General features: G+C 37.2%; 11 protein-coding genes. 5 read left to right on the top strand and 6 right to left on the bottom strand.

Annotation, left to right across the window (positions count from 1 at the left end; translation table 11 throughout):
• Positions 1–9 precede the first annotated feature (9 nt).
• Positions 10–528 (bottom strand): RNA polymerase sigma factor, encoded by a 519-nt coding sequence (locus tag ACTJIV_RS05460; protein WP_111954547.1) that lies wholly within the window; start codon positions 526–528, stop codon positions 10–12.
• A gap of 218 nt (positions 529–746) precedes the next feature.
• Here ACTJIV_RS05460 and ACTJIV_RS05455 point away from each other — a divergent pair, with 218 nt between their 5' ends.
• Both ACTJIV_RS05455 and ACTJIV_RS05450 read left to right on the top strand, forming a co-directional pair.
• Positions 747–1,949 (top strand): aminopeptidase C, encoded by a 1,203-nt coding sequence (locus tag ACTJIV_RS05455; protein ID WP_111954545.1) that lies wholly within the window; start codon positions 747–749, stop codon positions 1,947–1,949.
• Between the two features lie 174 nt (positions 1,950–2,123).
• On the top strand, positions 2,124–2,285 hold the full coding sequence (locus ACTJIV_RS05450) for a bacteriocin-like protein (RefSeq protein WP_157963356.1): 162 nt from the start codon (positions 2,124–2,126) through the stop codon (positions 2,283–2,285).
• A gap of 209 nt (positions 2,286–2,494) precedes the next feature.
• On the opposite strand, the gene ACTJIV_RS05445 is transcribed toward ACTJIV_RS05450, so the two are convergent.
• Positions 2,495–3,556 (bottom strand): NADH:flavin oxidoreductase, encoded by a 1,062-nt coding sequence (locus ACTJIV_RS05445; protein ID WP_440626136.1) that lies wholly within the window; start codon positions 3,554–3,556, stop codon positions 2,495–2,497.
• 122 nt (positions 3,557–3,678) lie between these two features.
• Between ACTJIV_RS05445 and ACTJIV_RS05440 the strand changes: the two genes are divergently transcribed.
• The gene (locus ACTJIV_RS05440) at positions 3,679–4,065 is read left to right on the top strand and encodes a winged helix-turn-helix transcriptional regulator (RefSeq protein ID WP_223559035.1); all 387 of its coding nucleotides are present in this window, start codon (positions 3,679–3,681) and stop codon (positions 4,063–4,065) included.
• A gap of 84 nt (positions 4,066–4,149) precedes the next feature.
• On the opposite strand, the gene ACTJIV_RS05435 is transcribed toward ACTJIV_RS05440, so the two are convergent.
• Positions 4,150–6,582 carry an alpha-ketoacid dehydrogenase subunit alpha/beta gene (locus tag ACTJIV_RS05435; protein ID WP_440626134.1) on the bottom strand — a complete coding sequence of 811 codons (2,433 nt, stop codon included), beginning with the start codon at positions 6,580–6,582 and terminating at the stop codon, positions 4,150–4,152.
• A 137-nt stretch (positions 6,583–6,719) separates the two neighbouring features.
• Between ACTJIV_RS05435 and ACTJIV_RS05430 the strand changes: the two genes are divergently transcribed.
• A complete protein-coding gene (locus ACTJIV_RS05430; RefSeq protein WP_111954535.1) occupies positions 6,720–7,016 on the top strand; it encodes a hypothetical protein in 297 nt (98 codons plus the stop codon).
• A gap of 274 nt (positions 7,017–7,290) precedes the next feature.
• Positions 7,291–8,082, top strand: a complete 792-nt coding sequence (locus ACTJIV_RS05425) for a hypothetical protein (RefSeq protein ID WP_111954533.1) — start codon at positions 7,291–7,293, stop codon at positions 8,080–8,082.
• A gap of 60 nt (positions 8,083–8,142) precedes the next feature.
• Here the strand turns inward: ACTJIV_RS05425 and ACTJIV_RS05420 are convergent, their stop codons facing one another.
• From ACTJIV_RS05420 to ACTJIV_RS05410, 3 genes are all read right to left on the bottom strand, one after another.
• The gene (locus tag ACTJIV_RS05420; protein WP_111954531.1) at positions 8,143–9,120 is read right to left on the bottom strand and encodes a polyprenyl synthetase family protein; all 978 of its coding nucleotides are present in this window, start codon (positions 9,118–9,120) and stop codon (positions 8,143–8,145) included.
• Positions 9,121–9,194: 74 nt separating this feature from the next.
• Positions 9,195–10,073, bottom strand: a complete 879-nt coding sequence (locus ACTJIV_RS05415; protein ID WP_440626131.1) for a hypothetical protein — start codon at positions 10,071–10,073, stop codon at positions 9,195–9,197.
• A gap of 307 nt (positions 10,074–10,380) precedes the next feature.
• Positions 10,381–11,298: a sterol desaturase family protein gene (locus ACTJIV_RS05410; RefSeq protein WP_440626129.1), complete on the bottom strand. Its 918-nt coding sequence runs from the start codon at positions 11,296–11,298 to the stop codon at positions 10,381–10,383.
• Positions 11,299–11,349: the final 51 nt, after the last annotated feature.

Raw genomic sequence — 11,349 nt, 5'->3', positions numbered from 1 at the left:
TCCTAAAGTTTAAATGTTCTGATTGACTAAAAGTTCCTGTAGTTTTTTCCTTGCAAAATTGAGCTGGGATTTAGACGTCCCTTCGCTTATCGAGAGCATGGAAGCAATTTCTTTATGGGGATACCCCTCAATGGCAAACAGATTGAAAATCGCTCTGCAGCCTTCGGGAAGAAAATTCAGCAGGCTCAGAATATCTTTCTCAAATGAAATGCTTTCTGATAATGTTCCGGATGTTTCTGCAAAACCGTCATCCATAGAGACGAATTGAGCTTTGGTAGCTCTCAATTTCTGAAGGCATTCATTGACTGCAATTTTTTTAGCCCATCCTTCAAAGGTGTCCAGATTCTGAAGCTGGGTGATCTTGGTGAATATTTTGTAAAAAGTATCGGCCAATACTTCTTCAATATCTTCATCATTTTTCAGATAGCGTCTGCAGACTGAATACAGCCTGCCCGCCATTTTCTCGTAGATCTTCCGCTGGGCACTCCGGCTGTTACGCTGGCATTCTATTAGTAATTCTTTTTCCATAGTCAGGCTTTATACTGTAATAGATGCATAAACTGTTGAATGGGTTGGAAACATTTAGATCTTTTTTTAATAAAAGCAAAATACTTAATAAATTGATTGACAAATTAATTATTTACTTTGAACTTTTTATTCAAATTTTCACTTCCAAATTTAACTTTTCCCTTTGTAACAAATCTTTAATATGAACGACTATTCATATAAATAATCTTTTTATAGTAATGAAAAATACCAAAATTGCCTCATTACTTTTTGTTTTGTCTGCAGGAAGTATGATGTTTGCCCAAGATGACTTGATCAACAAATTAAAAAACAATCAATCTCAAAATGCTAATTTTCAGTTCACAGCGTTAAAAGACGTAGGAGCTACTTCAGTAAAGAATCAGGGTTCATCAGGAACCTGCTGGAGCTACTCAGGAAATTCTTTTCTTGAATCCGAAATGCAGAGAATGGGTAAAAAGCCTGTAGACCTTGCTGAAATTTTCACAGCAAGAAATTCTTACCACGATAAAGCTAAACTATATGTACTGAATAACGGAGCGATCAGCTGGGGAGACGGTGGTGAGCTGCACGATGTGGTAAACATGTACAAAAAATATGGTGCTGTTCCTCAGGATGTTTATACAGGTCTAAAATCGGGGCAGACCCTTAATAATTTTAAGGAAATGCAGGGTAAGCTGAAACCTGTTTTAGACAGTCTTGTTCAGGCAGGATCAAAAGCACAGCTTACAGATAACTGGATGGATTCCGTAGATGCTATTCTGGATGAATACCTTGGAAAAGTTCCGGCTAACTTTACGTATGAAGGAAAAAATTACACTCCTAAAACATTCGCTAAAGAAGTTGTAGGGATTAACCCTGAAGATTATATCGAGATTTCTTCTTATAAGGATTATCCATATTACCAAAAATTTGTAGTTCCGATTCCTGATAACTGGAGCCATGATTCTGACTGGAATGTTCCGATGAAAGATCTTACAGCTATTATTGATAACGCCGTGAACAAAGGATATTCTGTGGGATGGGCAACGGATGTTTCCGAACCTTATTTTTCCTACAAAAACGGAGTGGCTTACGTTCCGGACATGGATCTGAGCCAGATTACTGCTGAAAACAAGCAGACTTTGTTCACTGAGCCTAAAAAAGATAAAACCATTACAGAGGATATGCGTCAGAAATCTCTTAATAACCTTTCTACAACGGATGACCACGGTATGCATATCGTAGGATTGGCAAAAGATCAGACTGGTAAGGAATATTATATGGTTAAAAATTCCTGGGGTGTAACCAATGATTTTGAGGGTTATCTGTATGTAACAAGACCGTATGTAGAATACAAATCAACGGCTATCTTAGTACACAAGAATGCCGTTCCAAAAAGTATTCTTAAGCAACTGAAGCCTACAAAGAACATCGGTTTATAATCAACAATCACTGTTACCGGTCACTACGGTAATTTTAGATATTTAAATCTGTTAAAACCGCGCTCCAAAATATTGGAGTGCGGTTATTTTTTATGGATGGTAATATTTATTTACATACTATTTCGCTATTTAGTGAAAATAGTATACTTTTATTATCCAACAAATTATTACCATATGAAAAATTTAAAAAAATTAACAAAATCTGATTTAAAGAAAATTAACGGTGGAAATGCACCTGATTGTCCTACAGGAACAACAGCATGCTATATTCCTCCTAAAAATGGTTTTCCATCTTACTGGAAATGTATTTCAGATACTATGGAATGCCCGGATTAAAAACAATCAAAACCCGCTTTCAGAAATTCTGAAAGCGGGTTTCTTTAAATAAATAGGTGAAAAATTTAATATAAAAATAAAGAAAAATATAATTTGTGAATGGTGAATAGTGAATTCGCTTCGCTGTCAATTTTTATTTTCGCTGAAATTAAGTGAACTGTTAATTCTATTCACTTGCGAAGCAAAATTGACCATTCACTATTGCCATCTTAATACAATTTCGCCATGCTTTCTGCTGAAAAGTCAAGAAGCTCTCCTGTATTTCCGGTTTTTATTTTCTGAACCCATTGAGGGTCCTGTAAAAGGGCACGTCCTACCGCAACCAGATCAAATTCTTCATTATCCAGTCTTCTGATCAGGTCGGTCAGGTCAGTTTTTTCAGTTCCCTGCCCTGCGAAAGCACTCATGAAATCTCCTTTCAGTCCTACAGAACCTACAGTAATTGTTGGCTGACCTGTGATTTTCTTTGCCCAACCTGCAAAATTTAAATCTGAACCTTCAAATTCCGGTTCCCAGAAACGGCGCTGTGAGCAATGGAAAATATCTACTCCGGCTTCTTTTAATGGCAGTAACCATTCTTCCATTTCTGTTGGGTTATTGCTCAATCTGCTGCTGTAATCCTGTTGTTTCCATTGTGAAAGACGGAGAATAATAGTAAAATCCTCTCCTACTGCAGCTCTGATGGCTTTAATCACATCTACTGCAAAACGGTTTCTTTCTTTGATTGTTTTACCTCCATATTCATCGGTTCTTGTATTGGTTACTTCCCAAAAGAACTGATCAATAAGATAGCCGTGTGCACCATGAACCTCAACGACATCAAAACCTAAATCTTTTGCAGATTTTGCAGAAGCAGCAAACTGTGCAATGGTATCCTGAATATCTTCCAAAGTCATTGTTGAAGCTTTCTCCATAGGTGCAAGCGGATAGTCTTCAGATGATCTGGTATCTCCTACATGCCAGATCTGCGGTCCCATTTTGCCGCCATTCTGATGAACAGCATTGATCACATTTTTCCAGCCTGCCAATGCTTCATCCCCGTAAAAGTCCGGGATGTTCTGCATATTTTTTGAGGATGGTCTTTTGATCACGGTTCCTTCAGAAAGAATTAATCCAACTTCTGAAGCAGCTCTTCTTGCGTAATACTCAGCGATATTTTGGGTAGGAACTCCATTATCAGACTGGGCTCTGGTCATAGGAGCCATTACGATTCTGTTTTTAAGTTCCAGGTTTTTGTAAACAAACGGTTTAAATAATGATTCTGTGCTCATTTTTAAATTGATATTTTATAATTGTTACACAAAGTAACTAATAATAGTTCGTTTTTGTATCTTTTATCAAAAAAATAGTGGTAACTTCGCAGTAACTTACATTAGTAACATAAAAGTAACGCATGGTAAAGAATGAACTGATGAAATATAGCTGTCCTCTAGGCAAAGCAATGTCTGCGCTAGGAAGCAAGTGGAAACCGATCATTGTTTTGGTGATTAAAGACCGTAAGCTACGTTTCGGGGAACTAGCTGTACGAATTAATGTGATTTCCAGAAAAGTTCTTACGGACCAGTTAAGAGAGATGGAAAGTGACGGATTGGTTATTCGTGAAGAGTTTAAAGAGCTGCCTCCGAGGGTTGAATATTCTTTAACAGAAAAGGGATTGGCCTTGCTGCCGATTTTGTATTTACTGGAAGAATGGGAGGCGAAATTTACTACTGAAAATTTTAATTCTGAAAAAAACTGTAGTTTATTGGATAAGGAAAACAGAAAGGAGGCCAAAGTTTGATAATTTAGTCTAAAATCCAATGTGTTAAATAAAAAACCGCTTCCAGAAGTTCTGAAAGCGGCCTAATTTTATCTAAAATCCCAATTAAAATATCGCAGGATATTTCTGAGGATTTGTTTCGTTAAACATCGCGTAGATTCTTTCTACCATATCATCTGAAGATGGCTTGCTGAAATAATCTCCGTCACTTGCATAAGCAGGTCTGTGATCGTTGGCTGCAATTGTCAACGGATCTGAATCCAGGTATCTGAATGCTTTCTGCTTTTCAAGAATCTGTTGAAGAATAAATGCCGAGGTACCTCCTTCCACATCTTCATCAATCACGACCAATCTGTTGGTTCTCTTCACGCTTTCTGCAATTTCATTCGTTAAATCAAATGGAATTAATGACTGAACGTCAATAACTTCCGCAGAGATTCCCAGTTTCTCCAATTGTTCTGCTGCATCCATTACAATTCTCCATGTAGAACCGTAAGTCACCAATGTAACATCTTTTCCTTCTTTGGTCACTTCAATTTTTCCTACAGGAACAGTGAATTCACCTAAGTTATCAGGCTGCTTTTCTTTTAATCGGTATCCGTTCAGACATTCAACGATCACCGCAGGATCATCACTTTGAAGCATGGTATTGTAGAAACCAGCCGCTTTCGTTAAGTTTCTCGGTACCAATACCAGGATTCCTTTAGAAAGGTTCAGAATTCCCGCCATCGGAGAACCTGAATGCCAAACCCCTTCCAGTCTGTGACCTCTTGTTCTGATAATCACCGGAGCTTTCTGACCGCCTTTTGTTCTGTACTGAACCGTCGCCAGATCATCACTCATTCCCTGTAAACAGTATAAAATATAATCTAAATACTGGATTTCAGCAATAGGTCTCAGACCTCTCATTGCCATACCGATACCCTGACCAAGAATGGTAGCTTCACGGATTCCGGTATCCGCTACACGTACTTCGCCGTATTTTTCCTGCATTCCTTCTAATCCCTGATTCACGTCGCCGATATTTCCGGCATCTTCACCAAACACTAAAGTTTCAGGATATTTTTCGAAAATTTTATCAAAATTATTTCTTACCACTACTCTTCCGTCTACTTCTTCAGAATTTTCTGAGAAAACAGGCTTTACCTCCTTCACATTTTCAGCTTTCCACTGAGACTGGGAATATAAGTGGGAAGAATAATTATCTTTTTCTATTTCAAAAACTTCATTGTACTTCTGCATCAATTGGGTTCTTTCTGCAGAATTTGTTCCTCTTGTAGCCAGTAAAGCTTTTCTTGTCAGGTGGAAAATATCTTTTTTAGCTTTGGAAACCAATTTATTGAACTGAGCAATATATCCTTCGATTTCAGCATTCTGACCTTTAAGGTTTTCAACTAATGGAAGAACAGACTGAACTAAATCTGTAATGGTTTTCTGGTAATTATCCCAGGCATTTTTCTGACCTGCTTTTACTATTTTTTTAGCTTCTTCATCTATCGCATCCAATTCTTCTGCTGAAGCAATAATTTCTTCTTTTCCTTCGATTTCGATTGAATAATTCAGTATCCATTCTTTGAATTTCACCATACCGTCAAAATCTGCCTCCCAGGAAAGACGTTCTTCATTTTTATATCTTTCATGAGATCCTGAGGTTGAGTGCCCCTGAGGCTGAGTAACCTCAATAACATGAACTACAACCGGAATACTTTCCGTTCTGGCAAAATGTTCAGCTCTGGCATAAGCATCCAATAGTGAAGGATAATCCCATGCTTTTACCTGAATGATCTCGCAACCCTGGTTTTCACCTTCTTTTCTCTGAAAACCGCTTAGCATTTCAGCAATATCTGCTTTTGCTCTCTGGTTTCTGGTTGGAACTGAAATTCCGTACCCGTCGTCCCAGATAGAAACAATCATTGGAACCTGAAGCGCACAGGCTGCATTCAATGTTTCCCAGAAATGTCCTTCTGCTGTAGAAGCATCTCCAATAGTACCGAAAGCAATTTCATTTCCTCCTTTTGAAAACTTCTCAGAACCGTCGAATTTTACACTTTTATACACTTTAGAAGCTTGGGCCAATCCTAAAAGCCTTGGCATCTGTCCCGCTGTAGGAGAAATATCGGAAGAGATATTTTTTTGTGCCGTAAGGTCTTTCCAGCTTCCGTCTTCATTTAAACTTCTTGTGGCAAAGTGCCCGTTCATCTGTCTTCCAGCTGATGCCGGCTCCCTTTCAACGCTTGTATCTGCATACAACTGTGCGAAAAAACTTTCAACCGTCAAAGCATCTACTGCCAATGCAAAAGTCTGATCCCTGTAATATCCTGAACGGAAGTCGCCATTTCTGAAAACTTTCGCCATTGCCAGCTGAGGAAGCTCCTTACCATCCCCAAAAATTCCGAATTTAGCTTTTCCTGTTAGCACTTCTCTTCTTCCAAGATAAGACATCTCACGTGATATCTTTCCTAACCTGTAGTCTTCAAGTATCTGGTTTTTAAAGTCCTGGAAAGAAATTTGCTGTGTTTCAATATAGGTTGTCTGCATAGCTAGATATAAAAGTTTTTATTCTTCAAGTATGCCGCTAATATACAATTTTTAAATTAATTTTAATTTTCAATAATCTTTTTTAAAAATTTGATAATAAAAGAATTGTGTTTTATATTGTAAAAAAATTGTAAACGATGGAAAAAAAGTCAACTCACATCCTGAATGCATCCAGCAATCTTTTAGGTTTTTCCCTGATTATCATTACCTCGCTGAAAATCACTAAAATCAGTGGGAATACACATCTTGATGAGTTTGCCGGTATAGCATGCCTGCTATTTTCCTGCAGCTGCTTTTTTTCATTTATGGCGATCCGTACCAAAAGCCAAAAGCAAGAAAATAAATATGAGACCATTGCGGATTATCTATTTTTAATCGCTTTATTTTGTATTGTTTTAGCAGTTATTATTGTGACTGTAAAAATAATTGATTAAATCTATAATCTTATCATTCCATTTTTCAAAAATTCATTTTCTTTTGATAAATAAATCACTAGTTTGTTCTTATTATAGTAAATAATAAGAGGAGCTGTTGTATAAATTAAATCAAATAAAAGAGATATTTTTTTATGTAATCTGTAATATTCTTCTTCTAAAACACTCAAAATTATCATATCGTTAATTATTCTTTCTATAATGGTATAAAAATTGATAAATGAAATGGAAAGTTATGTAACTTTAACACACAAAAGAAAAAAAATTAAATCAAATGAAAAAAAAAATTATTTCGCTTCTTGGCGTTTTTTTAATGTCAAGCATTATCTATGCACAAGTAGGCATAAACACAAACAATCCCCAAGCCAGCTTCCATATTGATGCAGCAAAAGACAATCCATTATCTGGCACACCCTCCGCTGCACAGCAAGCTAATGATTTTGTTGTAACGAGTACTGCTAATGTTGGTATTGGGACTACGACCCCAACTGATAAGCTCGATGTAGCCTCAGGAAATGCAAGGATCCGAAACATTAATTCAAATATTGGAGTAGGAGGAACAGACAGAGTTGTTGTGGCTGATGCAAATGGTGTATTAAAAACAATAGACTTTACTGCTTATTCATTATTCCATGCCCGTCTGGCAGCCAATCAGAATTTGACATCAAGCACGATTGCTACTTTATTGTTTTCTTCTCCTTTGGCAACTTCACCGTTCTATTCTTACAATACAACCACCGGTGTATTAACTTTCAATCAACCCGGAAATTATCTGGTTACGCTACAGGCAAGCTTTGCGAGTGCTCCAGCCGGAACTCAGCTACTGGTTGGGGTAAGACCTAATCCGGATGCCAATTATCTGGGAAGAGGAAGCCATTATAATGCAACAGCAACCACTGCAACAGTAGGAGAACTGATGAACTATACCACTGTGCTGGTAATACCAACGGCAGGCTACCAGATCCGTTTTACAGCTGCTCCTAATCAAAACTGTACAGTTTTGTCTACTGAAACCGGAAGTACGGGAAGCGGAAACGTAACCAACGTTACGGTACAAAAGATTTAACCTTAAAAATAAAAAGGGATGTAGTGCTACATCCCTTTTTTTATCATTAATTCTAAATACCTAGAATTTTCTTTCAATTACGTAATCAAGCATACTGTGTAATGATCTCCTGGCTTCAGAATCCGGAAATTCTTCCAGGATATCTTTAGCTTTCTGCTGGAAATCTTTCATTACTTTTATTGCGTAATCCATGCCTCCGGAATTTTTGACAAAGTCTATAAGCTCCTTAACGCGTTTCGGATCGTTATTGTAACGCTTGATGGTATTGAAGTAGTATTTACGTTCTTTTTCACTGGCCATTTTTAAAGTATGAATCAAAGGAAGGGTCATTTTTTGCTCCTTGATATCAATTCCTACAGGCTTTCCGATGACGTTGGAGCTCAGATAATCGAAAAGGTCATCCTTGATCTGGAAAGCCATCCCGGTATACGTACCGAAGTTCATCATCTTTTTAGCAAGAGTTTCATCCGCATCATTGGATAAAACCCCAATTTCACAGCAGGCAGCAATAAGAGTAGCTGTTTTCTGACGGATAATTTCATAGTAAACATCTTCTGTAATGTCCAGTTTTCGGGCCTTTTCCAGCTGGAGAAGCTCACCTTCTGACATTTCGCGGATTGTTCTGGAAATCACTCCTAAAAGATCGTAATCTTTATGGTCTGTAGAAAGCAATACGGATTTTGATAAAAGATAATCTCCTACCAAAACAGCAATTTTGTTTTTCCATAAAGCATTGATGGAAAAGAAATTACGTCTTTTGAAACTTTCATCCACCACATCATCGTGTACCAGAGTTGCGGTATGGATCAACTCTATCATGGAGGCTCCGCGGTAGGTTTTTTCATTGACATCACCTATCAGCTTTGCGCAAAGGAATACGAACATAGGACGCATCTGCTTTCCTTTAGTAGTAACAATAAAACGGGTTACTTTATCCAATAAAGGCACTTTGCTCTGCATCGATTCATAAAACTTCTGTTCGAAAAGTTTCATTTCCTCATTGATCGGTCGTTTGATTTCTTCTACGATGTTTGCCAAAATCTGTTGAATGAAAGGTAAATACTAATTAATTCTCACAAAGATAATTGTTTTCACGCAATTTCAGGACAAAATTAATCTTTGAGTTCTTCATTTGGAATAAAATAGAGGGACGGCTGTGCACTTCCCAATCCAGACCTGAATTTTTCTCCTGAAATATAAATTCCCGATTCATTAACAGCAATGCCTTCAATCTGTCCTATTGCCAAAGCACTGCCCAGATAATAATGTTTCGGTTTTTCTTTAAAAAACATGCCGGATTCCGTTTCTGTAAAAACATTGAGAAAGACTTCCGTTTTTTTGGTATAGCCTACCAGATAAAGCTTTCTGTTAAAATAAGCAGCATCGGTTACCACAAAGTTGGTTTTGTAAGATTCTGTTTTTTCTGCTTTCTGCTTTTCAGATAATTGAGGATCAATGATGTAATGAGAAGTTGATTTTGATTTCCATTCTTTGGTAAACAGGTGCAGCTTTCCGTCCAGATAGATCATGGCCTCTGCATCAAAATCATTGGCTGTGTATTTTGGGATGAATTCTGTCTGTTCCGGATAATAGAATGATATTTTCGTAATGGAATCATTCTTTATATCACCGTTTTCAAAAGGTAATTTATAGATTTCCAGATCTCTTCTTATTCCTCCGTTATTCCCTATGTCTCCAATATAAAAGTTCTTTCCATCATTAGTCAAAGCCTCCCAGTCTTTATTTTTAGCATTGATTGTGAATGTATTTTTGATATTGCCCGAAGTTTCATCCAGTTCAAAAAGTTCCGGAGCATTACCGCTGTCATTGAACGTATACAGTTTTCCATTGAAAATATTCAGCCCTGATGTTTCCTTGATTTTATCATCTAAGTAACCGATTCTGTATTTTCTAATTTTTAAAAATTCCGTCTGCTGTGAAAATGAGAATTGAAAAATAATAAGGGCAGTAAAAAGAAGGAGCTTTTTCATAAGGCAAAAATAGGGGTTTGTTAGGAAACTGGAAAAGACTTAACATATTTTCAGATTGCACCTCTTTAATATGAAACTCTCCTTAATATTCTTAACAACTTAAAAATGCTTTAATGGTTAAAAATTTTCTCCCGCAGATCAAGCCGATTTTTGGTCATCAAAGATTTAGATAAAACTTAAGCGTGTTTTTTGCCGATGTGCGTTATTGCTTCAATAAATTTAAATGTTAAAAACGTTTGTGCCTTTTGTGGCTAAATAAAGACAGCGTATCTATTACAAATTATCAGGTTGATTTTATTTTTTGCTTTTATTCCAGCTTTTTAGTTTGTTTTTTTAAATAATCTTTCTGATATTGTCTTACTGTTTTTCCCGTACCGTCATGTCTCCAGCCTGGAGAATTAAAAATATAATTGATCCGATCGGAAAATTTCAGTCCCGGCTGTCTGATGTCTTTCCAGATCTTTCTCCATTCATAAAGAAGAACGGTATCTGGCTTATTGTCTGGCATTTTTGGATAGATTCCATACTTTACGGGTACATCCGGGTCTTCCTTTTCGAAGGTTCCGAATATTTTATCCCAGATGATGAGGCACATGCCCATATTTCTATCCAAATATTTGATGTTGCAGGCATGATGTACTCTATGATGGGAAGGGGTTACCAGAATGTATTCCAGTATTCCCAGTTTTTTTACAGCCTGCGTATGCACCCATGTTCCGTACACCTGCCCTATGGCATAAACCACCATAATATGCCACGGATTAAAGCCTAAAAAAGCAAGCGGAGAAAAGTAAAGATACCTGTACAGCGGTTGCAGTACCGGACTTCTAAAACCTGTGGTAAGGTTGAAATACTCTGAATTGTGGTGGGTAATGTGAATAGCCCAGAACGCCCTGGAATGATGATCTACATAATGCAGCACATAATAGGCAAAATCTGTGACAGTAAAACAGATGAGCCAGTACCAAACCGTGAAATCCCATGTAAAAAGCCTGTGATTATAAAAGAAAAACATGATTCCCATGGCAAAAGCCTTCATGATCAGATCCAGGCCAAAATTCATCAATGCAAGATAGACACTCGTTACCACGTCCTTTCCATTATACAGCTTAGCCTCAGAAATATGGCTGTAGATCATTTCTGCTAAAATTACTGTAGCATGAAGCGGAATTGACCATGCATAGACATTTTCAAGCCCATCTTCGCCTGTAAAGAAATCCAACATCCCTTATTAGTTTATGTAAAGGTAGGATTTTAGGAAATTTTTAAGGAAATT

Origin of the sequence: Chryseobacterium sp. 22532 (genome assembly GCF_052044665.1) — a bacterium.
In the GTDB taxonomy this organism is placed as follows: Bacteria; Bacteroidota; Bacteroidia; order Flavobacteriales; family Weeksellaceae; genus Chryseobacterium; species Chryseobacterium lathyri.
The sequence above is the reverse complement of the archived record's forward strand: the minus strand, read 5'-3'. Positions and strand labels throughout refer to the sequence as shown.

What these genes read in the sequence shown, in the direction of transcription:
- ACTJIV_RS05425 (WP_111954533.1), top strand. Translation starts at nt 7,291, where the DNA reads ATGAAAAAAAAAATTATTTCGCTTCTTGGCGTTTTTTTAATGTCAAGC.
- ACTJIV_RS05410 (WP_440626129.1), bottom strand. Translation starts at nt 11,298, where the DNA reads ATGTTGGATTTCTTTACAGGCGAAGATGGGCTTGAAAATGTCTATGCA.
- ACTJIV_RS05435 (WP_440626134.1), bottom strand. Translation starts at nt 6,582, where the DNA reads ATGCAGACAACCTATATTGAAACACAGCAAATTTCTTTCCAGGACTTT.
- ACTJIV_RS05430 (WP_111954535.1), top strand. Translation starts at nt 6,720, where the DNA reads ATGGAAAAAAAGTCAACTCACATCCTGAATGCATCCAGCAATCTTTTA.
- ACTJIV_RS05440 (WP_223559035.1), top strand. Translation starts at nt 3,679, where the DNA reads ATGGTAAAGAATGAACTGATGAAATATAGCTGTCCTCTAGGCAAAGCA.
- ACTJIV_RS05445 (WP_440626136.1), bottom strand. Translation starts at nt 3,556, where the DNA reads ATGAGCACAGAATCATTATTTAAACCGTTTGTTTACAAAAACCTGGAA.
- ACTJIV_RS05450 (WP_157963356.1), top strand. Translation starts at nt 2,124, where the DNA reads ATGAAAAATTTAAAAAAATTAACAAAATCTGATTTAAAGAAAATTAAC.
- ACTJIV_RS05415 (WP_440626131.1), bottom strand. Translation starts at nt 10,073, where the DNA reads ATGAAAAAGCTCCTTCTTTTTACTGCCCTTATTATTTTTCAATTCTCA.
- ACTJIV_RS05460 (WP_111954547.1), bottom strand. Translation starts at nt 528, where the DNA reads ATGGAAAAAGAATTACTAATAGAATGCCAGCGTAACAGCCGGAGTGCC.
- ACTJIV_RS05455 (WP_111954545.1), top strand. Translation starts at nt 747, where the DNA reads ATGAAAAATACCAAAATTGCCTCATTACTTTTTGTTTTGTCTGCAGGA.